The following is a 25,204-nucleotide window of genomic DNA, read 5'->3' on the forward strand; positions in this document are numbered from 1 at the left end:
ACCATATTGAATCAAGAAAAGGGGAATGAACATGAAACTTCTGAAACTGGCACCGGTCGCGCTGCTCGCAACTTCCGTCCTGGCGGGACCAGCCATGGCCGAGGAAACAGCAGTTCCAAAACAGACAATCAATGAAGCGCTCAAGGCGAAACTGCCCGAGGAGATCCGCAAGGCCGGCAGCATGATCTCGGTCAACAACGGCTCATTCCCACCCTATGAGATCGTCACAGGCACGACGGAGATGACCGGCGCGAGTGCCGATCTGACAAATGCACTCGGCGAACTTCTTGGCGTCGAGATCAAGCATGCCACGGTAAGTGGTCTGTCGGCGCTGCTCAGCGGCATCAATTCCGGCCGCTACCAATTTGCGTTTGGTCCCGTGGGTGATTTTGCCAGCCGGGAAGAAGCCAATGATTTCGTCGACTATGTGCAGGAATACGTGGTGTTTGCCGTGCACAAGGGCAATCCCAAGGGTATTACCTCGCTCGACGCCGCCTGTGGAAATCGCATTGCTGTGATGGCGGCTGGATCGGCCGAGAAGGTCATCAAGGCGCAGGCGGAAAAGTGCGTCAAGGATGGAAAACCCGCCATCGAAGTTCAGTCGTTCACTGACCAGCCAAGCTCCATTCTGGCGGTCCGTTCCAAGCGTTCCGACGCCTTCTTCTCCTCGCAGGCCCCCTTGACCTATTTCGTCCAGCAGACCAATGGCCAGCTTGAGCTAGCGGCTACCGGCGAGAAGAACGGCTTCGACAATCTCTACCAGGGTGCCGTCGTTCCCAAAGGTTCGCCGCTGGGCGAAGTATTGCGCGATGGTCTGAAAGTTCTCATGGACAATGGTACCTATGCCATCATCATGAAAAAGTGGGGGCTTGAGAAGAATATGATCAAGGAACCCGGCATCAATCTTGCGGGTCAGAGTGCCAAATGATCAGTAACAACCGGACAGTGGCATCGCCCCCCAAGGGCGATGCAGAGGCGGCGTTCCGCGATGTGGCGAACGCGCACAAGCCCTTTCGAACGGATCGATGGCTCTTGTGGGGCATAACGCTTCTTGTTGCCGCGAACTTTCTCTGGATCGTTGCCCACAATGAGAATTTCGGCTGGCCAACAGTAGCGCAATGGTTCACCGAAGAAACGATCCTGCGCGGTCTCTACGTCACGCTTGGCTTGACCGTCGTTGCCATGACTATCGGCGTGGCGATCGGATTACTTCTCGCCATCGCCCGCATGTCGAATGACCGGCTCGCCAGTTCGCTGGCCGGCCTTTATATATGGTTCTTCCGAGGCACGCCGCTGCTCGTACAGCTCATTTTCTGGTATAATCTTTCCACCCTCTTTCCGGAAATCTCGCTCGCAATACCCTTCGGGCCAACACTTGCCAGCTGGAACACCAATGATCTCATCACACCCATGACAGCGGCGATCGCCGGCCTGGCACTCAACGAGGCCGCATACATGGCCGAGATCATCCGCGGCGGACTGCTTTCCGTCGACAAGGGCCAGATCGAAACCACTGAGGCCTTTGGCATGACGCGTGCCCGCGCGCTTTGGCGCATCATCATTCCGCAAGCCATGCGTTCCATTGTTCCGCCAACCGGGAACCAGCTGATCAGCATGATCAAGGCAACATCGCTCGTCAGCGTCATTGCCATGGCCGATCTGCTTTATTCGGTCCAGGCAGTCTATAACCGTACCTTCGAGGTCATTCCCATGTTGATGGTTGCGGTCATCTGGTATCTTTTCATCACCTCGATCCTCAATGTCGGTCAGGGCTTCATTGAGCGCTATTACGGCCGCGGTGAAATCGGCTCGACGGCAGCGAAAAAACAGGAAAAGGTGGCCGTCGCGGAGATATCCGCCATGGCCCCGGAGGGCAGCAAATGACCGCCGCTTTGTCCATGGATACAATCGAAGCTGCCGAGCCACTCGTTCAGGCGCGCAATGTGCACAAGGCCTTTGGCGAGGTGGAGGTGCTCAAGGGCATCGATCTCGATGTTTCGCCGGGTGAAGTTGTCGTGGTGCTTGGACCTTCTGGTTCAGGCAAATCGACGTTCCTGCGCTGCATCAATCATCTCGAAGCCATTGATCGCGGATCGATCGTTGTTGCAGGTGAACAGATTGGCTATTCCCTGCACAATGGCAGGCTCAACAAACTGCCGTCCCGGGCCATCGCCGTGCAACGGCGGCAGATCGGGATGGTGTTCCAGCAATTCAATCTCTATCCGCATATGACGGCTTTGCAGAATATCGTCGAGGCACCCATCGGTGTGCACAAGCAAAATCGCAAGGAAGCGACCGAACTGGCGATGGAATTGCTCGCTCGCGTCGGGCTGACGCACAAGGCGGATGCCTATCCCCGCCAATTATCAGGCGGCCAGCAGCAGCGTGTGGCAATCGCCCGAGCGCTTGCCATTAAGCCGAAGCTTATGCTCTTCGACGAGCCGACGTCGGCACTTGATCCGGAACTGGTGGGTGAAGTGCTGGCAACAATGCGCGATCTGGCCGATCGGGGCCTGACGATGATTGTCGTTACGCACGAGATCGGATTCGCGCGGGAAGCAGCCGACCGGGTGGTATTCATGGACGGCGGAATTATCGTCGAACAGGGGCGGCCAGATGATGTGCTCGGCAACCCGCAGCACCCACGCACCCGCGCTTTTCTCAGCCGGTTCATTTAAGCAACAGGATTTTCAGCGCCCGGATATGGCGCCGGGCGCTGAATTGCACAATATGGCTCGGTCGGGTTCTTATCGACGAAACTGCCATCATTGCGCCGCGAGAGTCTTGAATAAGCAGTCAAATAGGCTATGGCTACCCCGTTCATAAGAGCTGCTTTGAAGGGAATATCGTCGAGTTGGAAGCGATCGAGCAAGCGATCCGGAACGCGTTGTCGAAATCGGATGCCAATAACCCTGCCATTCGTCAGAAAATCTACGAATCCGCCTGGGGTGCGCACGAGCGTTCATTGGCGGCCAACGGCGCGCTGGATGATGATCAGCGTGAAGATCGCCGTGAGCGGCTGAAAGCATCGATTACCCGGATCGAAAAGGAAATTCAGACAGAAGGTTCATTGATTCCTCCTCCAGCGCCTGCTCCGGTCGAGGAAAGGCGCGAGCCAGTTCTTTCAGGCGATACTGTTCAAACAATCCAGCCGGCGTCCAGGATTGAGCCCTCACTCGGTGTTGTGCCGGAACCGGATCTCGGAGTACCCGAATCCGCATCGGACGGACCTGTGGCTGCCGACAATTATCGCCCGGACCGACTGCGGCCACGACTGACCCGCAAAGCCGAACACAAGAAAGCGGGTGGCTTGAGCAAGCTGCTCATTCTTTTTGCCTTGCTTGCGGTTGCGCTCGGTCTGCTGTGGCTCGTCGCCTCGGGTATCATCAATTCGAAGCCGTCCAGTATCCCGCCCAGTACAGGCAATCCAGCAACCAGCGACAGCAATGAACCGATGAAGGAAGGGCAGATATCGTCCGAAGGCACCTGGATCACGATTTTCGATCCCTCCGACTCCACTGGTGTCTCTGTCTCCGGTCGAGCGACGGCCAGCGTCGATGGCGATCAACCGGAGAAGTTCCTGCGCATCAAATCGCCCGGTGAGGCCGACGACATCAGCTTTGCCGTGGGGGAGGGCGTTCTCGATCAACTGGTAGGCAAACACGCGGTCTTCGACATCATTGCCAAGAGCGAGGATGGCACCAGCACGCAGATTGCGGTCAGCTGTGACTTTGGCAGTCTTGGCGATTGCGGACGCACGCGCTTCGACGTTTCCGACGCCAATGCCGAATTCCTGGTGCAGAAGCAGTTTCCTGCGGACAAGAAGCCGAACGCGGGCGGTGTGATCAAGATTAATTCGGATGTCTCCCAAGCCGGGAAATCTGTCGATATCATCTCCATCCGCGTCCAGATCACGAACTGATGACGCCTTCATTCCTTTCTTCCGGTGATCTGATTGCTGATCGCCGTGCCTCCTATGCGGACATGCTGTTCGAAACAGGCGATCACGCAGCTGCCGCCGATCTGATGCGGCAGGCACTGGAGATCGTACCTGATTGGACGGCGGGTTTGTTTCGCCTGGGTGAAATGGAGGCAGCGGCCGGTCAGGGCGACGCAGCGGCCAAGACCTGGCGCCGCGTGCTGCAGCTCGACCCGGACGATCGATTCGGCGCTAGTTTGAAATTGGCGGCAACCGGCCATACAGCAGCTCCGGAGATGCCGCCGACGGCCTATGTCGAAACCCTGTTTGATGCCTATGCCCCAACCTTCGAAGCCGCGCTTCTGGACCGCCTGAGCTATCGCGTGCCCGAATTGCTCGCGAACGCCATCACAGCGCTTGCCCCCGAAAAGCGGTTTCAGTCGGTGCTGGACCTTGGCTGCGGCACGGGGCTAATGGGCCCCTATATCCGCGCTGCAGCGGATTACCTTGCAGGCATGGACCTCTCTGAAGCCATGTTGCAGAAAGCCGCGGAAAAAAACCTTTATGACAGCCTGGCAAAAGGTGATGTCAACGAACTGGATGCGCAGCCGAGCAGCGCTGATCTCGTCATCGCTGCAGATGTCTTCGTCTATGTCGGCGGCCTCGACCGCGCCTTTGCCAATATCGCAAGGACCCTTAGGCCTGATGGGCTGTTCGTGTTTTCGGTCGAGAACCACGAAAGTATCGAGGAGCCGGTCCTCCAGCCATCGCTGCGCTATACGCATTCCAAAACCTATATCACCAGACTTCTTGCGGAGCATGCCATGGTCCCCGTGAGCATCCAGTGCGAGACAATACGCCTGGATCGCGGCGAACCGCTCCAGGGGCTCATTGTAGTGGCAAGGAACCAAGCGGATTAATCCTTGCGGAACACCAGTCGGCCCATCCAGCCCGTTATGACGGCGAGGAATACCGCGAACAGGCCATAAAGAAGACTATGCTGGTTGGCAGCGCGATAGATGCGGAACTCGAGGCCAGCCTTGACGATGTTGAGACTGGTCGTGCTCTCACGCAAGAATTCGCCGTTACGGAACAGATAGGCCCGCGCCACGTGCTTCCCCACCGGCACATTGGCGGGCAGTGAGAGCGTCGCGCGAAACAATGTCGATGACAGAAATTGCACATCGCCCATGCGCTGGCTGTAGAGCTTCTGTTTCAGTTTCAACCGCGGCAGTTCCGTAGAAAACTCTTTCAGCGCGGCGCTTGATTCAAAGCCATCCGGTGTTGGTTCATAGAATATATTGTTCACGCCCAGACCAAGCTGAGCAAACACCTTCGGTGTGGTGATATCCTGCAGGCTACGGGTCGATGCCAGTGAATAGGATGCCGGGATGTGCTGGAATGTCACCGATTCCATGTTGACCCAGATGCCGAAGAACCGGTCCTTGCGGCGTACGACGAAATCACGTTCCGGACCTTGCAGAATCACGACAACATCATAGCGACCCTGCCGCTGGATCAACGGATCCGCATTATCCAGTGCGCCAAAGACTGTAAGGTCGGTCCCGCGGAAACCGGACGTTATCGCGATCGTATCGGTGGAGAGTCCGATTTCCACGGTCTCCTTGTTCACGGGTTGCTGAGCAAGGGCGGTCGCGCTTGCTCCGAGCCAGATCGTCAGCGCCAGGACGTTTGCAAGGGCTCTCATGACGCCCCCGTCGTCAGGGCAAGAGAGATCGAGTAGAGATCATCAGGTGTAACGAAAAGTTCTATGGCCAGACGCAAGCCAACCGCAAGAACCAGCATTGCAAGCAGGGCGCGCAACTGTTCGCCCCGCAACTTCTGGCCGATGCGCGCGCCGTATTGCGCCCCAATGACGCCGCCTGACATGAGCAGCAGCGCCAGGACAATGTCGACGGACTGGTTGGTTGTCGCCTGCATGACGGTAGTGAAGGCTGTGACGAAAACAATCTGGTAAAGCGAGGTGCCGATAACGACATTCGTCGGGACCTTGAGGAGATAGATCATGGCGGGAACCATGATGAAGCCGCCGCCAACGCCCATGATCGACGACAGAAAGCCGATCGCCCCGCCAAGCACCAGAACAGGGATGATGCTTACATAGATTTTGGATTGGCGGAACCGCATCTTGAAGGGCAGGCGATGCACCCAGTTGTGCTGCCCCGGCTTCTTCAGAGTTGCGAGTTGCCCCGCGCGCGTCCGCCGCATCGACTGAACACTCTCATACAGCATCAAGCCGCCGACAGTGCTCAGAAACACCACATAGAGCAGCGAGACGATCAGATCGAGCTGACCGAGTTCCCGTAGCAGGACAAAGACGTATATGCCGACACCGGCCCCGACTATGCCGCCGATGACGAGCAGTGACCCGAGCTTGAGGTCCAGCGTGCCACGCCTGAAATGCGTCAGGGCACCGCTGAAGGATGATGCAATAACTTGGTTTGCTCCGGTGGCAACTGCAACTGCAGGTGGAATGTTGTAGAAGATCAACAGCGGTGTGATCAGAAATCCGCCGCCTACACCGAACATACCCGACAGGAATCCTACCGCCGCTCCCATGCCGAAGAGCACGAAGATATTGACCGAGATCTCGGCTATAGGCAGGTAGATACCCAATGCAAACCCCAAACCCATCATGGCGGTACGACAGTGTCGTAACACCACAATGACAGCAATTCTTTAAGGTTTCTTGCCCTCTCGACGGGCCGCTGTCAAACACTGACGCAAGGATGCGCCATGTACCGGTTCAAACGCGAAACCATATGTCGCAACAATGGGGTAGCTCGTGTTTTTGATCGGAAGTGTGTCCGAAAAGCTTATCCGTTCTTCTTGAGAAGGTTCCTGACGAAATCGCCGTCTATGTTGCCGGTCGGCTTCAATCCGTTGTCTTTCTGGAATGCCATGATCGCATCGCGCGTCTTGCTGCCGATCTTGCCGTCCGAACCGCCGGCATCGTAGCCATTCTTGTTCAGGATGAGCTGGACATTGCGAATAGCTTTTTCCATGTCGATGGAACCGGTTGTAACCGGGCTCTCCCGCCATGCCTCGGGAACATGAAGGGCGTTGGTATCCGGGTTCATCGGCTTCGGTTTCCAAAGCTCGACAGCGGCACGCGCCCGCTGGAGTTGCTCGGAAGGCATGGCCTTCGCAACTTCGTCGCGTTTCTGCGCGGCATCCTTGTCGCCGGCATTTGCTGCGAGTGCGAACCACTTGTAGCTTTCCTCAAGGTTTTGCTGGACGCCCATGCCCTTCGCCGAAAGAACGGCAAGATTGAACTGGCTGTCCTTGACCCCGAGCTCCGCGGCCTTGGCAAACCAGAGTGCAGCGGATTCATTGTCTGGTGCGCCATCGGTGCCCGCGGCAAACAGCACAGCGAGATTGTGCATGGCGCTCGCATTTCCCTGTTCGGCAGCGAGCTGGTAATAAGTCTTTGCTTTTGCCAGATCGCGAGTAAGACCGAGACCCTTCTCGTAAAAATTGCCGAGGCGATACTGTGCCGGGGCAAATCCCTGTTCGGCGGCTACGCTGTACCACTCCGCGGCCTTGGCGTAGTCGCGCTCAAGGCCACGCCCGTCCATGTAGCGGTCGCCAATTTCGAACAGTGCCTTGGGATCGCCATTCGATGCTGCCGCGCGCAGTGGATCCGGTCCAGCTTCTACCGGAACGGCCGGAATGACCGTTGCAGGTTCGATGGCGGTCGGTGGCGTGGAGGCGTCAGTGGCAGCGATAGTGGAGGGTGTATTTTGCTGGGCTGCGATTACGCTGGCAACACTGTCCGGAGCAGGTTGAGACGCCGCCAGCCCAGGTCGTGTACTGGCTTCCAGCGGCGCTTCAGTCGGACCCACCTCAGGAGCATAGGATGCGATGGCCACCGGCTCAGCCGGCTGAGCTTGAGAGGCAGTCACATCCGGTAGTGCCGGATGGTCGAGGAATGCACTCTTCAGCTGCAGACCCGCGATGGCAATCATGATCGCGCCGATCGCGAGGAGGATTGGCTTGCGCTGACGTGAGAAAAGGCCACCTTTTGCAGCGCCCGCTTCTTCCGAATCGGCTGAGGATCGTTTCTGGCTTTCAACTTCGGATGCTGCCGCCTGGGCCGCCCGCCGTGCAGCCGCGATGAAATCGGCTTTGCCCGCAGTGGCATCGCTGGCATGGGGCACAACCCGCCGGTCATCCCGGACCCGCTTCAGGATGGAGTTCAGATCGGGCATGCCGGAGCCGGGTTCGAGCGGACGGTTGAGAATGTCGGGATCGAAGTCCATTTTCACGTCGGATTTCCCGACGTCGCTCATCACATCCAATCCTGGATCCAGAGGCGTGGCTTCCTGTTTGCTTCGTCCTTTCAAGCCGCGAGCAATACTGCCAAACAGCGATTTCCTCTCGCGTGGGGCGTGATCCGCGATTTCGGCATCGCCGGCGAGGGTCACTTCCGGAGAGATTTCCTCTTCATTCGACCGCGACGCGACATGAGCAGGCTCGACGTTGAGGTTTGGATCGTAGGCAAGATCCTGTGGGTGTTCGGCAATGATCGTCCCCTCAGCGACCGCTCCGATGACGCTATGTACCCGGGCGTGCCCGCTTTCCAGCGAGGCTAGGCGATCGACGATCTTAAGCAACGTGTCATGGATGGCTTCGAACGTCTTGCTGTTGCGCTCTTCCGATTTGCGAGCAAGCCTTTCCAGTGTCTTCAGATCGTCGGCGAGTTCGCGGGCAATCATGCTGTCATGGGCACTATCAAAGCTTGCCGTGTTGCGGATTGCCTCGGCCGCGGCATTGCGCGCTGCTTCCAGCACAAGATCGCGGTTGAGCGCGATCGATTCTTCAATCGCATCAAGACGTGGTGGAATGGCGCGCAGTTCGGCATGCTGATCATTCGACTGTGACAGATGTTGAGCTAATCCGGCGATCTGCAGTTCGAGATTGCGGATGGCATCGTGTGTGCTGTCAACTTCGGGCACGTTCTTCGCGATGTAGCGCGCAATGTCGTCGAAACGGGCTTCAAGGTTATCTGTCAGACGAATGTCGCTGTGCTCTACCATCATGTGATGGTCGTCGAGGCGTCGGGTCAGTTCGTCGAAACGCTGATCGATCTGTTCGAGGAAAGCGGGAGCAGCAGCGGTTGGCTGCGGCATGTTTTCAAGCTTGTCGATGATTTGCAGCACGCGGTCTTCCAGATCGCGGAAGTCTGTAATGCTGATCGATGCTGGCTCATTCTGCAGGTGCCGAGTGATCGCGGCGAGTTGCTCGGACAACACGTCAAGGTTGGGGATTGGCGCTGCGTGCTGTGCCGTCAGATAGTCGACGCGCTCGGCGAGTTCGCCCATGCGCTTGAGGATCGTATCCGACGTCCGGTCAAGAGTTGCCGTCTCAATCTTTGTCGCGAGCGACGTGATCCGGGCTTCAAGCCGTTCGAATGCATCTGCCTCGACATTGCGGATGGCGGAGGGCCTTGATGTAGCAACAATCGCGCGGCTGATTTCATCAAGGCGCTCATCGACTTGCTGCATGAATTTGCCTGTCAGTGAAGCGCCGTTCTTGCGTGACATCTGGTCAACAGCGCTCGCCAGCAGCAAAAGCTTGTCTTCAACGTTTTTCAACGGCAATGACTGAGGCAATCCATCCAGAGTCTCACGAATTTCTTTGAGCCGGCCCTCAAGTGACCCGAGCGAAAGACTGGCCTCTTCCACATTAAATGGGTTGCGTTGCGTGAAGGCGTCGAAGCGCTCGTCCATCGCGTCCCAACGGTTGCCGAGGTTCCTCACGGACTCCTCGCGTGCCAGCGTGTCCACTGTGCGCCTTAGTTCTTCGAGATCACCACGCAACATGGATAGATGACCCGTGTCCGGACGGCTCGCCGAGGCATTGACGAAGCGGTCACTGGCAGTAGCCGTCGTCTGGCGCAGCCGGTTCATGGCATCGACATGTGGCTCGAAACGAGCCGGCGCAACTGGTTCGATTTCGTCCCGCATCTCGTCGCGGAGCTGCTTTAACTGTGCGGCAATGGCCGAGAGATCGTGCTTGCCGTCGCTGCGTTGGCTCGTGGTCTCTGGTGCCGGGTGAGCCATAACATGTTTTGGCGCCGCTGAACGGCCGGCGCGGGAGGCCAGGGCGGCAAACCGATCGGCAATGTCCTGGCTCTCCTCACTGACGTTCGGCCTTGGCTCCATGGCGCGGCGCAACTGCCCTTCGAGCGTTTCGAGTGTTCGATTGAGACTATCCAGCGACGTCGCATCGCGGCGTGCGCGGTTCACATTGACCTGTTCCATCAGTGACCTTTGGTTCGTCATGGACGTCTGCTTTGCTCTAACGCCAAAGAAGTGGCGGGTTCCAAATTCGACCCTCTGGAGCAACGTCGCTGGTCTCGGTCGCCGAAAAGCAGAATGTGTCCTCTAAGGTCCATTCGGGCTAATCCGGAAAGCCAGGACAGGTTTGCCCCATGCGGTCCGACAAGCCGTGAAAAACAAATCACACATAGACACGGATCACCGACACCGTGACATTGGCGAAACGTGGTAAACAACTCGTTAAGGCAGGTCGTCAATCGTTTAAAATGTAGTCACACGTGAGGCGCCTGCTTCATCGGAATTCATGCTGGTGCCCTAAAGCGGATGATCAGCCGTCAAAGAAAATTGCATAAGACAGAAATTTACAGGATTTTGACGTTTACGGAAACGTCAAAATTTGTTAGAGAAGGTGAAAGTCTGATGGTGCCAGCTATGGTGCCGCATTTTGCTCGTTTATGTTTTGGAGGAAACCTGATGCCGAGTTATCGCGCGCCTGTTGAAGATACGCTGTTCATCCTGAACGATGTTCTGGGTTTTGAACGCTACAACAACCTGCCGGGTTTTGGCGATGCGTCGCCGGATATCGTCGAAGCGATTCTTGGTGAAGGCGCCAAACTTGCCGAAAACACGTTGTTTCCAACCAACCAGATCGGTGATCACGAAGGTTGCGTTCGCCATGATGATGGCTCGGTCACCACACCGACAGGTTTCAAGGAAGCATTTGACCAGTATCGCGAGGGCGGCTGGGTGGGCCTTGCCGTGCCGCAGGAATTTGGCGGCCAGGGTCTGCCTTACGCGCTGCACGTCGCAGCGGGTGAATATATGGCTTCGGCGAACATGGCGCTGGTCATGTATCCCGGTCTGACGCAGGGCGCGATTGCCGCCATTCTCACGCACGGAACCGACGAGCAGAAGCAGGCCTACTTGCCCAAAATGACCGATGGTACCTGGACCGGCACCATGAACTTAACGGAGCCGCATTGCGGCACCGATCTCGGTATGCTGCGCTCGAAAGCCGTGCCCAACGCCGATGGTTCGTACCGGATTTCCGGGCAGAAGATTTTCATCTCTGCCGGCGAGCATGACATGGCCGAGAACATCATTCATCTGGTTCTCGCCCGTATTGAAGGCGCACCGGAAGGCACGAAGGGCATTTCACTTTTCATCGTTCCCAAGTTCAATCTCGACGAGAATGGCAATCCCGGAACGCGCAATGGGGTATCGTGCGGCTCCATCGAAGAGAAGATGGGCATCCACGGCAACTCGACTTGCGTCATGAATTATGACGAAGCGACCGGCTACCTGATTGGCGGAGAGAACAAGGGCCTGCGCGCCATGTTCACGATGATGAACGAGGCGCGCCTCGGTGTTGCCCTGCAGGGTCTTTCCATTGGCGAGATCGCTTACCAGAACGCTGCCATCTATGCGCGTGACCGTATCCAGGGGCGCTCACTGACCGGACCGAAGCAGCCGGACAAGAAGGCTGATCCGATCATCGTCCACCCGGACATCCGCCGCATCCTCCTGACGATCAAGTCTTTCAATGAGGCAGGACGCGCATTCATCCTCTGGTCGGCGTTGAAGTCGGACATCGCGCATCGCTCGGGTGATGAGGCTGAAAGGCAGTTGGCGGATGACATCCTCGGCCTGATGACGCCGGTATTGAAAGGCGTCCTGACCGACAAGGGCTTCGAGCACGCTTGCATGGCACAGCAGGTCTTCGGCGGCCATGGCTACATCGAAGAACACGGCATGAGCCAGTATGTGCGCGATGCGCGCATCGCCATGATCTACGAGGGTGCCAATGGTATCCAGGCGCTTGATCTCGTGGGGCGTAAGCTCGGTGCCAATGGCGGCCGTGCGGTCATGGCATTCTTCAAGGAAGTCGGTGATTTCTGCGAGGAAAATCGCGGCGACGAGAAGCTGTCCTTCTTCACCAAGCATTTGAAGAAGGGCCTCAACGACCTCCAGGCGGCATCCATGTGGCTGATGCAGAACGGCATGGCGAACCCTGACAATGCGGGTGCCGCTTCGACCGACTACATGCATCTCTTCGGTCTGGTTTCGCTCGGCTATATGTGGGCACGAATGGCGAAAGCATCGCATGCCAAGCTTGATGAAGGCGCTGGCAACAAGACATTCCATGAGACCAAGCTCGTTACGGGCAAATTCTTCATGGAGCGTGTCATGCCGGAAACGTCAGCGCATCTTGCCCGAATTCAGACGGGAGCGGATACGATGATGGCGCTCGCTGCGGAAGCATTCTAAGCTATCGCACGCTCATTTCGAGCCGCGGCCTCGCGGCTCCGTCAACTGATCTCGGGAGGTTTGTGATGGGTCTGCGACCGGAAGAAGTATTGGGTGTTCCAAAACCCGACTGGAAGACTGACGATGTCGTAATGCTGGAAGAGATGGCCACGAAATTTCTCGAGGCCGAGGTTCTGCCGCACTACGACCGTTTTGAGAAACAGGAAATGTTTGACCGTTCGGTCTGGGAGCTTGCCGGTGAGAACGGGCTCCTGTGCGCCTCAATGCCGGAAGAATATGGTGGGGCAGGCGGTACCTATGCGCACGAAAGCGCTATTCTTGAAGCCATCAGCCATGTCGGTGTCGACGGCTTCGGCATAGCCCTGCACAATTCCATCGTTGCTCCCTATATTCTCCACTATGGCTCGGAAGAGCAAAAGCACAAATGGTTGCCGAAAATGGCGACCGGCGAGCTGATCGGCGCCATTGCCATGACCGAGCCCGGTGCGGGCTCGGACCTCCAGGGCGTCAAGACCAGCGCGAAAAGGGATGGCAACCACTACGTCATCAATGGGTCGAAGACATTCATCACCAACGGCCAGCTGGCAAATCTGATCGTTGTCGTGGCCAAGACGGATCCGGCGCAGGGGGCTAAGGGCACCTCACTCATCATCGTCGAAACCGATGGGCAGGAAGGTTTCGAACGCGGCCGCAATCTCGATAAGATTGGGTTGAAGTCGAACGATACGTCGGAACTCTTTTTCAATGACGTCCGCGTGCCGACGTCCAATCTTCTTGGCACGGAAGAAGGACAGGGTTTTGTCCAGCTGATGCAGCAATTGCCCCAAGAACGCTTGCAGATTGGCGGGACGGCTATTGCAATGGCGGAACGTGCCATCGCTATTACGTCGGATTATGTCAAGGAGCGCAAGGCTTTCGGCAAGGCTGTCATAGATTTCCAGAACACACAGTTCAAGTTGGCCGAGCTCAAGACAGAGGCCACGATCGGCCGCGTTTTCTATAATCATTGCGTCGAACGCCATGTGAGTGGCGGGCTCGATCCGGTTACGGCCTCCATGGCAAAGTACTGGCTCAGCGACCTGCAGAACAAGGTGGTCGACGAATGCCTGCAGCTGCATGGCGGGTACGGCTATATGAACGAATATCCGATTGCCCGCATGTTCCGCGACGCTCGCGTCCAGAGGATCTATGGCGGCACCAACGAAATCATGAAGCTTTTGATCGCCCGCAGCCTTTGAGCTGCCGGTTCGAACAGGGAGAATGAAATGACTGAGGCATATATCTATGACCACGTCCGTACCCCGCGTGGCAGGGGCAAGAAGGACGGCAGCCTGCACGAAGTGCCTGCCGTTCGTCTCGGCGCTCATGTGCTTGAGGCACTGCGCGATCGCAATGGCCTCGACACGGGCCTGGTCGACGACATCATCTACGGCTGCGTCGATCCGGTAGGTGAAGCTGGCGCCGTCATTCCGCGCTCCTCCGCTTTCGAAGCGGGATATGATTTCAAGGCGCCCGGCATGCAGATCTCGCGGTTCTGCGCGTCTGGCCTTGACGCAGTGAATTTTGCCGCTGCCAAGATCGTGCAAGGGGCGGACGACATTGTCATTGCCGGCGGTGTTGAATCCATGTCGCGTGTCGGGATGGGCATGTCGGGTGGCGCCTGGTACATGGATCCGTCGGTCGGCCTGCCAGGTTATTTCATGCCTCAGGGCGTTTCCGCCGATCTGATCGCCACGAAATATGGCTTCAGCCGCGACGATGTTGACGCTTACGCGGTCGAAAGCCAGAAGCGAGCCGGTGAAGCCTGGAAGAAGGGCTACTTCAAGAATTCGGTGCTCGAGATCAAGGACCAAAACGGCCTTACGATTCTCGATCACGATGAGCATATGCGTCCGACCACGGACATGCAGGCGCTGGCTTCGCTCAATCCATCCTTCGTGATGCCTGGTGAAATGGGCGGCTTCAACGCTGTTGGCATTCAGGCACATCCCGAAGTTGAGACGATCAATCACGTGCATCATGCCGGCAATTCGTCCGGTATTGTCGATGGCGCAGCAGGCGTATTGCTTGGCTCGAAGAGCGCGGGCAAGGCGATCGGCACAAAGCCGCGTGCCCGTATCCGTGCATTCGCCAATATCGGTTCGGACCCGGCGTTGATGCTGACCGGCCCAGTCGACGTAACGGAGAAACTCTTGAAGCGCGCCAAGATGAAGATTTCGGACATCGATCTCTTTGAGCTCAACGAGGCATTTGCTGCTGTGGTGCTGCGCTACATGCAGGCCTTCGACATTCCGCGCGACAAGATCAACGTCAATGGCGGTGCCATCGCCATGGGGCATCCGCTTGGCGCCACAGGTGCAATGATCCTCGGCACTGTACTTGATGAACTGGAGCGCCGGGATCTCAATGTTGCGCTCGTTACACTGTGCATCGGTGCGGGCATGGGCACCGCAACCATCATCGAACGCGTCTGAGGAGATAAGGAAGATGAGCTATACGAACTTCAAATTCGACGTCGACGCGGACGGTATTGCACTCATAACCTGGGATATGCCGGATAAGTCCATGAACGTCTTCACCGAAGAGGTGATGAAGGAACTCGACGCGATCGTCGATCGGGTTACGCAGGACGAAGCAATCAAGGGCGCCGTGATCACGTCCGGCAAGGACACGTTCTCTGGCGGTGCCGACCTGACCATGCTCAAGCGCATGTTCCAGCTTTTCCAGGAAGAGAAGGCGAAGGATCCGAAGAAGGCGGTCGAGCTCTTGTTCGAAAATACTGGCAAGATGGGTGGCCTTTTCCGCAAGCTGGAAACATGCGGGAAACCATGGGTTTCGGCGATCAACGGCACCTGCATGGGCGGCGCATTCGAGATGTCATTGGCGTGTCACGGCCGCGTCGTTTCCGACGACCCGTCGGTGAAGATGGCTCTGCCGGAAGTCAAGGTCGGCATCTTCCCGGGTGCCGGCGGCACACAGCGCGTCCCACGCCTGACCAACCAGCAGGACGCCCTGCAGATGATGACGACCGGTTCCAGTCTGACGGCGTCCCGCGCCAAGGCGATGGGACTGGTACATGAGGTGGTTCCAGCCAAGAAGCTGGTGGATGCGGCCAAGAAGATGATCAAGGCCGGTCTGAAGCCGGTGCAGCCATGGGACGAGAAGGGCTTCAAGCTCCCGGGCGGCGCGATCTATTCAGCGGCAGGAGCGAATCTCTGGCCGGCGGCGACGGCAATTCTTCGCCGCGAGACCTATGGCAATTATCCAGGTGCGGCCTCGATCCTGAAATCGGTGTATGAGGGCCTGCTTGTCCCGTTCGATACGGCACTCAAGATTGAGCAGCGTTACTTCACCAAGATATTGCAGACAACAGAAGCTGGAATGATGATCCGCTCGCTGTTCGTATCCTTGCAGGAACTGAACAAGGGCGCCCGTCGTCCAGCTGATGTCAAACCGACGAAGTTCAAGAAAATCGGTGTTATCGGCGCGGGCTTCATGGGAGCTGGCATTGCCTACGTCACTGCCAAAGCAGGCATCCCGGTTGTGCTCCTCGACCAAAGCCTCGAGGCTGCGGAAAAGGGCAAGGCGCAATCCGCCGAGCTGATCACCAAGGAAATGCAGAGGGGCAAGGCCACTGCGGAAGAAAAGGAAAAGCTTCTCGGTCTGATCACACCATCTGCTGATTATGCCGATCTCGAAGGCGCAGATCTCGTCATCGAAGCGGTGTTCGAAGATCGTGAAGTCAAGCGGATCGCTACAGAAAAGGCGGAAGCCGTGTTGAAGTCAGCGGCGATCTTTGCATCCAACACTTCGACACTGCCTATTACTGGCCTTTCCAAGGTATCGCAGCGTCCAAAGAATTTTGTCGGGATTCATTTCTTCTCGCCAGTTGACAAGATGCTGCTGGTGGAAGTCATTCTCGGCAAGAAAACATCGGACAAGGCGCTTGCCGTTGCGCTCGACTACGTGCGTGCGATCAAGAAGACGCCGATCGTCGTCAACGACACCCGCGGCTTCTACGTCAATCGCTGCGTGCTGCGTTACATGTCGGAGGCCTACAACATGCTGGTCGAAGGTGTGCCGCCCGCAATGATCGAGAATGTCGCGCGTATGGCGGGTATGCCGGTCGGTCCATTGGCGCTCAATGACGAGACTGCGATTGACCTGTCGCAGAAGATCCTGAAGGCCACATTGGCGGATCTTGGTCCAAAGTCTGTCGATCCGCGGCATGTTGAGCTCGTGAACACACTGGTCGATAAGTATGATCGCCGTGGCCGGAAGAACGGCAAGGGCTTCTATGATTACCCTGCCAAACCCGCGAAGAAGCAGTTGTGGCCGGAGCTCAAGACGCTTTATCCGCAACAGGACCCGGACAAGATCGATGTGAATGTCCTGAAGCAGCGTTTCCTCTTCACCATTGCCCTTGAAGCAGCCCGCGTCATGGAGGAAGGCATTGTCACCGATCCGCGTGAAGCGGATGTGGGGTCGATCCTTGCTTTCGGCTTTGCACCCTATACGGGCGGAACCCTGTCCTACATCGATGGGATGGGCGCGGCGAAGTTCGTCGAAATCGCCAAGGGGCTGCAGCGCAAATATGGCGCACAGTTCAAGGCGCCGAAGCTGCTGCTCGACATGGCCGAAAAGGGTGACACCTTCTACGAAAGGTTCAATCCCTACCCGGTCGAGGAAAAGAAAAAGGCCGCCTGAGCGTTCGGTCGAACATTTTTGGAAGGGCGGGCACTGCTCGCCCTTTTTCTGTTTGTGGATAAGAAAGTTTTCCGCAATTTCACTCGACTTTTCCGTGATTCCTTTTTAGAACATTAGGGAAGGTATTTTTTCCTTGTCTCTGGAACACCCCATGTTTTCACATGACCGCATCTGGGCGGCCATCGACGCGCTGGCAGAACGCCATTCCCTCTCCGTTTCCGGATTGGCGAAGCGGGCTGGGCTTGACCCAACGACCTTCAACAAATCGAAGCGGTACGCTGTGGACGGACGCGCGCGCTGGCCCTCGACTGAATCCCTGGCGAAGATCATGGAAGCGACTGGGGCATCGCTCGACGAGTTCATGATGCTGGTTGTCGGCAAGGCTTCGCGTTCAGGCGGTACGGCAACGCGTTCCGTGCCGCTTCTTGGCTTTGCACAAGCTGGTGCAGGCGGTTTCTTTGACGATGGCGGATTTCCCGTAGGACAGGGCTGGGATGTGGTCGAGTTTCCGATCGGTCCCGGTGACTCGGTTTATGCGCTGGAAGTGTCGGGCGATTCCATGTTGCCGCTATACCGGGACGGCGATACGATTATCGTCTCGCCAGGCGCTGCCGTACGGCGCGGTGACCGCGTCGTGGTGCGCACGAAGGACGGCGAGGTCATGGCCAAGGTCCTTGCGCGTCAGACGCCACGCACTATCGAATTGCAGTCGATGAATCCTGAACACCCTAATCGCACTTTTGACGCGGCTCACATTGACTGGGTCGCCCGGATCCTATGGGCAAGCCAGTAGGAAATTTTTCCGCATGCGTCAGTTGCCGCTTTATGTTCTGACCGTCCTCGTTGCCTTCGCGCTGACGTATGCCTTTGTCGCGCCCTTCTACGGTGGCATCGATACACCGGCTGTGACCAACCAGGATGTTGACATCGCGCCCGAAGACTTCGAGCTGCCAGATGAAATGAAGAATGACGTTCCGGACAGCGCGCCACAGACTGGGCAGTTGCAGGGACGAGTGACGTCCCCCGAAGCGCGGCAGGTTGACCCGGATGCGGCATTGCCAGACAGTCAATCAACGCCACTGCAACGTGTCGAGCCGCGTCAACCATTGAGTGAACTCGGGCGGGCCGCACCCGTAGCGCCGCCTCCACCCCCGGTCCCGGTCGACAATACGGCAAAGCCAATTCTACTTTACCAACCAGTCGCAATTGCAGCGGGAACGATCGAAGCATCAGGTTACAAGATCGCGCTTGAGGGCATCGAAACCCTGCCGATCGATGAGACCTGCAGTGCCAACGACGGCGCGACCTGGCCATGCGGTATGGCAGCGAGGACGGCCTTTCGCAATTGGCTGCGTTCACGAGCGATTGAATGCAATGTACCTGGTCAGCCGTCGGACGAACTCATTGCGACCCAGTGCAAGCTTGGGCACGCTGACCTTGCGCAATGGCTCGTGGAAAACGGCTGGGCACGCGCCAAGGATGGAACGCCGATGGCAGACGTGATGAAGAAAGCTGAGGAAGACAAGCGCGGGATCTTTGGCGATCCGCCGGCAGCCCTTCCAGCTACTCAGGAAGTACCAATGCCGTCATTTGGCGATACGCTATTGCCGCCGGACGAACCTGCCGTCACACCGCTGCCATTGACTGCGCCGGACGCGCCGTTTCCGCCACGTCCGCAGTAAGTTTCTTATTCAGGCTTCGTGACAGACCGCCTCAATATTGTGGCCGTCGGGATCACGCACAAATGCCCCATAATAGTTGGGATGGTAATGCGCGCGCAGCCCCGGCTGGCCGTTGTCAGTGCCGCCCGCTGCTATTGCCGCCTTATAGAAGGCATCGACGACCGCCCGGCTACCGACGCGAAAGGCCACGTGGACAGGGGGCTTGTTGGGAGTGCCACTGACAACCCAGAAATCCGGCTTGCCTCCCTCGCCAAATCCGGCAACGTCTTCACTGCCCGTGACCGAAGCCGGGAACTCCACGATCAGTTCGTATCCAATCGCGGCGAGTGCGTTGGAATAAAACTTCTTGCTCTGCTGGTAATTGCTTACTGCGACGCCTGTATGATCGATCATTCAGTCCTCCCAAGGATAAGGGTCAGTACCCATTAATCTGGTCGAAATGGTATGAGGCTTTTCGTTCGGATACGAGGAGCAAAGGCGATGGAAATGTTTATCCATTTTCGAGCCTTTTTCGATCATATTAATGAGCCCTGACCCTAATGCTTGTCAGCCTATGATAGATTCCCCGCCAGCGCCTTTGCAATGAGGGCGCGCGTCTCCACAATGCCATAAAGCGCAACGAAGGAGCCAAAGCGCGGTCCTCGCTCCTGTCCGATGAGCACTTCATAGAGCATCTGGAAGAAAGAGACTGAAACGCCGGGGCCGCCTTCAGGACTTTTCTTCGTATGATCCTGGTAGCGTTCGATAGCGCGGGCGACGTCGAGTATGGCATTCTGTATCTCGCTGCCGTCAGCATCATCGGGTAGCGTTGCGAGCTTCTTGTCCATTTCTTCCAAAGCAATGCGCTCCACGTCGTCCGGCGCACGGAATTTCTTGGACGGTTTGACGAAGTCGTTGAAATAGCGGATCGCGTAACCGACCAAAGCATCCAGTTCGGGATTGTTCTCAGCGGTGACGCCTGGGGCATAACGCGAAATAAAGCCCCAGAGCACGCTGCTGTTCTCGGCATTGGAGGCGCTGACAAGATTGAGCAGAAGCGCGAACGGAACTGGCATCTCGATGGCTGGCGGATTGCCGCTGTGCAAGTGCCAGACCGGATTGTTCAGCCGGTCTTTCCAGGATTGCTTTCCATAAGCGGAAAGGTAGGTGAAGTACTCATCCACCGCCTTGGGAATGACATCGAAATAAAGCCTCTTTGCCGTTCGCGGTTTCTGGAACATGTAAAGGCCCAGGCTTTCAGTTGGCGCATAGGTCAACCATTCGTCGATGCTGAGGCCATTGCCCTTCGACTTGGATATCTTCTGGCCGACGTCGTCGAGAAACAGTTCATAGACAAAATGCTCGGGAGCACGGCCGCCCAAAATCTCGCAAATGCGGTCGTAGATGACAGCATTTGTCTGATGGTCTTTGCCGAACATCTCGAAATCCACGCCAAGAGCCGCCCAACGCATGCCGAAGTCAGGCTTCCATTGTAGCTTGACGTTCCCGCCCGTCACCGGAAGGGTCGTCTCAACGCCGTTCTCGTCGTCAAAAGTGATCGTGCCATTCTTCGCGTCGATATGCTTCAACGGCACGTACAAAACTCGGCCGCTTGTCGGAGAAATCGGCAAGAACGGGCTGTAGGTGGCCTGACGTTCCTCACCGAGCGTGGGCAGCATCACCTTCATGATGTCGTCATAGCGCTCGGCCGCACGCAACAACACTTCATCAAAGCGACCCGACTTGTAGTAGTCCGTCGCGCTCGCGAATTCGTAGTCGAAGCCGAACGTATCAAGGAACCGGCACAGCATGACATTGTTGTGGTCGGCGAAACTCTTGTAGTTGCCGCCGAAGGGGTTGGGAACTGCGGAGAGGGGCTCGTGCAGGTGTGGCGCCAGCAAGGAAGGGTCCGGCACATTGTCCGGAATCTTGCGCATCCCATCCATATCGTCGGAGAAGCAGAGCAACTTCGTCTTAACGGTATCCTTCGTCAGCACGTGAAAAGCGTGGCGCACCATCGAGGTTCGGGCGACCTCTCCAAACGTTCCGATATGTGGCAAACCCGACGGGCCGTAGCCAGTCTCGAACAGAACCGTATCGGGAAAACCGGTCCTCTCGTAGCGTTTGATGATCTTTCGCGCCTCTTCGAAGGGCCACGCTTTGGCCTCTGCTGCCGTCTCGATCAATTCGGCGGTCAGTTCGATTTGGTTGTGTAGGCGCGAAGTCATTCGTTTTTCCTGCGTTTCCTGCCATTTGGTGGAGCGCGCGGACACTATGGCGGCAGGCTGCCCGCGTCAATCACAACTGTCCGTGCGAGAACCATCCACTACGGATTTTTGGCATGGCAGGACGCCTCTAGTAAAAATCGACGGGGAAGTACCGCAGGTAAAGTTCGGAGATCGTCCCTTTTTCTTCCATGGCTTTCAGGGCAAAGTTGAAGGCATCGACAAGCTTACTATTTGCCAATGTTGTTGTGATTGTCATGCCATCGCCAAGAAACTGTGGAGCGACGTAGGGCCCTCCGGCAAAGGCGCAACAGTTGCCCGCCTCGGGGCTGCCGATCCAGAACGAGAGGTCGGAGCCATCACCAAAGACAGCGTCAATTTTTTTTGCCTGCAGGTCCTTGAACATGAGATCGCGCGAAGGGTAGCCGACCCAGTGTCCTTTCGGAAAAAAGTCCGCGAATATCGCCTGGTGTACGGAATCTGCGATAACCCCAACGGTCTTCTTTTCGAGCGTGTCGGCAAGAGGTTCCTTCAGTGGCGTGTTTTTCAGCGTCATGAAACGGGCAGGTAGGCGCATGTAGGGGGCAGTGAAGACGTATTTTTCACGCAAGGCGGCAGTTGGCTTCAGGCCCGCGATGATTGCCTCGGCCTCACCATTTTCAAGAGTTGTCTGCAATTCGTTCCAAGGGCGCGCCTCGATCTGGCATATCGCTGTCACACCGAGCTCGTCGCAAATCGCTCTCACGAGATCGACATTGAACCCCGAGATGCGTCCTGTACTGTCAATGAAATTGAAGGGCGGGTAATCTACGGTCGTCATGAAGCGAATGCGTTCGACCGTTGACAGATCGGGTTTCGAAACGTGTTCGCGGCCATCCCAATAGTGCGGAAAATCCGATGCGGCGATCGCATTCGGCAAAGCGGTTAGACTGAGACTAACAGCGAAAGCTGCAATTTTCCGGATGTGCATTCGACCCCAGCGCGATGGTGATTTGCCGCAACGCTAGAGCAAACACTTCCCAAATGGAACTGGCGCTGTGTCGCAAATTAGCGAGGCAATCAATGCGGATAGCGGCACGGTCGGTCCGACACGTTAGAGCCAAGCCGGATGACTCAGGCGAACCGAACACAGCTGAAGACAAGCAGGGTATTGTGGTGTTGAATACAGTATAGCATTGCCGAGTTAAGTTGTAGTAGAATAAAATGGCATTACTACCATAGATATATTCTTTTAATTCAGGTTTCAATTTTGATTGAAGGTCTTTAGAATGACAATATTTAACGAGATTGACCTATATCTGTATTTTTGCCAATCCGCACCCCACTTTAACGCCGTCCTCTGATTATGGGGGCGATAGAAGTTTCGCTTGCCGCGCGGCTCTACTGCGCCGGCATGCCGAGATCGCTGATTATCGCTGCATTCAGGCACTCCTGGCCAACGGTACGTCATTCATTGACGAACTATACGCATTGGGGCGGGCGTACGAACCGACAGTTGCGTACTGCATCGCTGGTGAAGCAGGATTGCTGTTTGAAGACGTACCAGCAGACGTGCGTGTTGTCCTGCCCTTCGCACCAGATTTCATCACTTTGCGTCGCATCGGGCATACGGTCGTTCTAACATCCGAAGACAATACGCTGATCTATATGGCGCCAACGCTGAGCGACCTGGCGGTGATCAAGCGTCACCTCCCCGGGAGCCCGGATATTGCGGCACGTCTCAGGATAACGACACCATTCGCTTTGGACGAATTCTTGCTATCAAGCCATGAAGCGGCTCTCGTAGACAGGGCCATCCGTATGGTCGAAATGACAAGTTCTGAACATTCGGCGAGGGTCGTGGCTACCGGCACGCAGGGCATGGTGATCGGCTTTGTCGCATCCTCCAGTCTCTTCATGGCAGTGCTTAACCCGGCGTTGTTGTGCCAGTTGCTGCACTTTGTCTTCTCGATATTTTTCTCAGCGTGCATATTGGTGCGTCTTCTTGCACGCATCAACATTGGAGCTGTGCGAGTGCCGCCGTGGCGAACTCTTCCATCGTCAGGTTCGCTGGGCTACAGCGTCCTAGTTGCACTCTATCACGAGGCGGATGTCGTCCCTCAACTGGTGAACGCAATGAAGGAGCTCAATTGGCCTCGATCGAAACTGCAAGTTCTGTTTCTGTGTGAGGAAGACGACAGCGAGACTATTGCGGCACTTCAAGCCGAAATGTTCCCGGCCGGTTTCAGGATTATCCGTATCCCAAGCTCTGGTCCTCGCACGAAGCCAAAAGCACTCAATTATGGGTTGCAACTGGCGAAAGGAGATTACGTCGTTGTCTATGATGCCGAAGATCGTCCGCACCCGGAGCAATTGCAGGAGGCTTGGTGGCATTTCGCCAAAGGTGGCGCGACACTCGGTTGCCTGCAGGCGCCCCTCATCCTTGCCAACGGGCATGTCGGGTGGCTGACACGCCTGTTTGCCTTTGAATACGCGGCGCATTTTGGCGGGGTTTTGCCATGGCTCGCTCGCAATCGGTTAGTACTGTCTCTTGGCGGAAGCTCAAACCATTTTCGCCGCAGTTGTCTTGAGGCCGTTGGTGGCTGGGATCCATTCAACGTAACTGAAGATGCCGAGCTGGGCACGCGACTTGCACGTTGTGGGTTTCAGGTTGACATGCTTTCAACGCCAACAATCGAGGACGCGCCTGTCGGACTCGGTGTCTGGTTAAGGCAGCGCACACGCTGGCTCAAGGGTTGGATGCAGACGTGGCTAGTCGAGATGCGGCGGCCGATCCGTCTCGTCAACCAACTCGGAATTCCGCGTTTCACAGTATACCAACTGTTGTCGATCGGGATGATTGTCTCCGCACTGCTTTATCCGCTCATGCTTGTTTTCGTTGCAAATTCGGCTTTTTATTTCACCTTTGCCGATATGGCGGCGATGCGACCAAATCTTTTCATCATCGATCTTCTTAACATTCTGACGGGCTACGTCTCATTTCATGCGTTGGGGCGACGGGCATTGGACGGAGAAAAGACGCCTGGACCCGTACCCCTTTGGATTCCCATCTATTGGTTCATGATCTCGGCAGCCGCCTGGCGCGCATTGTGGCAGCTGCATGCCACGCCATTCCTTTGGGAGAAAAAGCCGCATCAACCGTCAACAACAGCGCCATCGGCGCCAGGCTGCGCCCTAGATAAATTCGGGCCCTGAACCGATGATCAATGTATCTTCGCTCCCGATCGCATCGATGTCGCGGCCTTTGTAGGGCAGGCTCAACAGAATTCGCCGGATTACGGAAATGCGGGCGCGACGTTTGTCATTCGCTCGGACAACGGTCCATGGTGCGAGCGCTGTTTGGGTGCGGGAAAGCATCTGGTCGCGCGCCTTGGTGTATTCATCCCACTTCTTGGCCCCTTCGATGTCAATAGGCGAAAACTTCCAGTATTTCAGCGGGCTGTGACGGCGGTCGTGGAAGCGCTTCAACTGCATGGTTTGGCCGATGTCGAGCCAGAACTTGAAGAAATGAATCCCGTCGGAAACAATCATGCGCTCGAAGCCGGGCACCTCGTTCAAGAACGCTTCATGCTGTTCCGGGGTGCAGAAACCGAGGACGGGCTCGACGCCGGCGCGATTGTACCAGGAGCGATCGAAGGTGACGAACTCGCCGTCAGTTGGGAAATGCGCGATATATCGCTGAAAATACCATTGGCCACGCTCGGTTTCGCTGGGCTTGGGGAGGGCAACGTTCCGGGCAGAACGTGGATTCATATATTGACGCAGGGAGAAAATCGTCCCGCCTTTCCCTGCGGCGTCGCGGCCTTCAAACAGGCAAATCACGCTTGCGCCGCTGTCCTGCAGCCAATACTGCATCTTCACAAGTTCGATCTGCAGGCGTTCGAGTGTCTCCTCGTATTCGTCTTCCGGCATTTTGTCGGCGTATGGGAAACCACCCGAGGCAAGCGCGCTCTTCCGGACCCAGTCGGGCAATGCGGGATCATCGATGTCGAAAGTGTGTTTCTTTCCGTCAATCTTCAATTCAAGCGGAGACACGTCCGGTTGCGCCTGGTCGGAATTCTTTTTTGAATCTTTACCCACGTCGTTCATCCTCAATTGACATAAAGGCATGTTATTGGG

General features: G+C 56.7%; 19 protein-coding genes. 12 read left to right on the forward strand and 7 right to left on the reverse strand.

Annotation, left to right across the window (positions count from 1 at the left end; genetic code table 11):
• The first annotated feature begins 25 nt into the window (after positions 1-25).
• The 5 genes from CU102_RS14075 to CU102_RS14100 all read left to right on the forward strand — a co-directional run bounded on the left by CU102_RS14075 (position 26) and on the right by CU102_RS14100 (position 4,839).
• A complete protein-coding gene (locus CU102_RS14075; protein ID WP_425351549.1) occupies positions 26-928 on the forward strand; it encodes an ABC transporter substrate-binding protein in 903 nt (300 codons plus the stop codon).
• Entirely contained in the window at positions 928-1,884 is a 957-nt protein-coding gene (locus tag CU102_RS14080) for an amino acid ABC transporter permease (RefSeq protein WP_208113822.1), read from the forward strand. The genes CU102_RS14075 and CU102_RS14080 overlap by 1 nt, the downstream gene beginning before the upstream one ends.
• Complete coding sequence (locus CU102_RS14085) at positions 1,881-2,678, forward strand: amino acid ABC transporter ATP-binding protein (protein ID WP_425351550.1); 798 nt, start codon at positions 1,881-1,883, stop codon at positions 2,676-2,678. Before CU102_RS14080 ends, CU102_RS14085 begins: the two co-directional genes overlap by 4 nt.
• A gap of 176 nt (positions 2,679-2,854) precedes the next feature.
• Positions 2,855-3,922 carry a hypothetical protein gene (locus CU102_RS14095; RefSeq protein WP_106711723.1) on the forward strand — a complete coding sequence of 356 codons (1,068 nt, stop codon included), beginning with the start codon at positions 2,855-2,857 and terminating at the stop codon, positions 3,920-3,922.
• Positions 3,922-4,839 (forward strand): class I SAM-dependent methyltransferase, encoded by a 918-nt coding sequence (locus CU102_RS14100; RefSeq protein WP_106711724.1) that lies wholly within the window; start codon positions 3,922-3,924, stop codon positions 4,837-4,839. The genes CU102_RS14095 and CU102_RS14100 overlap by 1 nt, the downstream gene beginning before the upstream one ends.
• Here CU102_RS14100 and CU102_RS14105 read toward each other — a convergent pair.
• From CU102_RS14105 to CU102_RS14115, 3 genes are all read right to left on the reverse strand, one after another.
• Entirely contained in the window at positions 4,836-5,627 is a 792-nt protein-coding gene (locus CU102_RS14105) for a TIGR02186 family protein (RefSeq protein ID WP_106711725.1), read from the reverse strand. The two genes, CU102_RS14100 and CU102_RS14105, sit on opposite strands and share 4 nt — an antisense overlap.
• Positions 5,624-6,556, reverse strand: a complete 933-nt coding sequence (locus CU102_RS14110; RefSeq protein ID WP_106711789.1) for a sulfite exporter TauE/SafE family protein — start codon at positions 6,554-6,556, stop codon at positions 5,624-5,626. Before CU102_RS14110 ends, CU102_RS14105 begins: the two co-directional genes overlap by 4 nt.
• Before the next feature lie 200 nt (positions 6,557-6,756).
• A complete protein-coding gene (locus CU102_RS14115) occupies positions 6,757-10,227 on the reverse strand; it encodes an SEL1-like repeat protein (RefSeq protein WP_106711726.1) in 3,471 nt (1,156 codons plus the stop codon).
• 471 nt (positions 10,228-10,698) lie between these two features.
• Here CU102_RS14115 and CU102_RS14120 point away from each other — a divergent pair, with 471 nt between their 5' ends.
• The 6 genes from CU102_RS14120 to CU102_RS14145 all read left to right on the forward strand — a co-directional run bounded on the left by CU102_RS14120 (position 10,699) and on the right by CU102_RS14145 (position 18,881).
• A complete protein-coding gene (locus CU102_RS14120; RefSeq protein ID WP_106711727.1) occupies positions 10,699-12,492 on the forward strand; it encodes an acyl-CoA dehydrogenase C-terminal domain-containing protein in 1,794 nt (597 codons plus the stop codon).
• Between the two features lie 65 nt (positions 12,493-12,557).
• Positions 12,558-13,730, forward strand: a complete 1,173-nt coding sequence (locus tag CU102_RS14125) for an acyl-CoA dehydrogenase family protein (RefSeq protein ID WP_106711728.1) — start codon at positions 12,558-12,560, stop codon at positions 13,728-13,730.
• Between the two features lie 27 nt (positions 13,731-13,757).
• Positions 13,758-14,966: an acetyl-CoA C-acetyltransferase gene (locus tag CU102_RS14130; protein WP_106711729.1), complete on the forward strand. Its 1,209-nt coding sequence runs from the start codon at positions 13,758-13,760 to the stop codon at positions 14,964-14,966.
• Between the two features lie 13 nt (positions 14,967-14,979).
• On the forward strand, positions 14,980-17,199 hold the full coding sequence (locus CU102_RS14135) for a 3-hydroxyacyl-CoA dehydrogenase NAD-binding domain-containing protein (RefSeq protein WP_106711730.1): 2,220 nt from the start codon (positions 14,980-14,982) through the stop codon (positions 17,197-17,199).
• Between the two features lie 151 nt (positions 17,200-17,350).
• The gene (locus tag CU102_RS14140) at positions 17,351-17,992 is read left to right on the forward strand and encodes a LexA family transcriptional regulator (protein WP_106711731.1); all 642 of its coding nucleotides are present in this window, start codon (positions 17,351-17,353) and stop codon (positions 17,990-17,992) included.
• Between the two features lie 13 nt (positions 17,993-18,005).
• Positions 18,006-18,881, forward strand: a complete 876-nt coding sequence (locus tag CU102_RS14145) for a thermonuclease family protein (RefSeq protein WP_106711732.1) — start codon at positions 18,006-18,008, stop codon at positions 18,879-18,881.
• A gap of 9 nt (positions 18,882-18,890) precedes the next feature.
• Here the strand turns inward: CU102_RS14145 and CU102_RS14150 are convergent, their stop codons facing one another.
• The 3 genes from CU102_RS14150 to CU102_RS14160 all read right to left on the reverse strand — a co-directional run bounded on the left by CU102_RS14150 (position 18,891) and on the right by CU102_RS14160 (position 22,055).
• A complete protein-coding gene (locus CU102_RS14150; RefSeq protein ID WP_106711733.1) occupies positions 18,891-19,274 on the reverse strand; it encodes a VOC family protein in 384 nt (127 codons plus the stop codon).
• A 158-nt stretch (positions 19,275-19,432) separates the two neighbouring features.
• Complete coding sequence (locus tag CU102_RS14155) at positions 19,433-21,088, reverse strand: lysine--tRNA ligase (RefSeq protein ID WP_106711790.1); 1,656 nt, start codon at positions 21,086-21,088, stop codon at positions 19,433-19,435.
• 127 nt (positions 21,089-21,215) lie between these two features.
• Entirely contained in the window at positions 21,216-22,055 is an 840-nt protein-coding gene (locus CU102_RS14160; protein WP_106711734.1) for a transporter substrate-binding domain-containing protein, read from the reverse strand.
• A 317-nt stretch (positions 22,056-22,372) separates the two neighbouring features.
• On the opposite strand from CU102_RS14160, the gene CU102_RS14165 reads away from it, so the two are divergent.
• Positions 22,373-24,280, forward strand: a complete 1,908-nt coding sequence (locus CU102_RS14165) for a glycosyltransferase family 2 protein (RefSeq protein WP_106711735.1) — start codon at positions 22,373-22,375, stop codon at positions 24,278-24,280.
• Here the strand turns inward: CU102_RS14165 and ppk2 are convergent.
• Positions 24,260-25,174 carry a polyphosphate kinase 2 gene (gene ppk2, locus CU102_RS14170; protein WP_106711736.1) on the reverse strand — a complete coding sequence of 305 codons (915 nt, stop codon included), beginning with the start codon at positions 25,172-25,174 and terminating at the stop codon, positions 24,260-24,262. The two genes, CU102_RS14165 and ppk2, sit on opposite strands and share 21 nt — an antisense overlap.
• Between the last annotated feature and the right edge of the window lie 30 nt (positions 25,175-25,204).

It is taken from the genome of Phyllobacterium brassicacearum (genome assembly GCF_003010955.1).
GTDB lineage: Bacteria > Pseudomonadota > Alphaproteobacteria > Rhizobiales > Rhizobiaceae > Phyllobacterium > Phyllobacterium brassicacearum.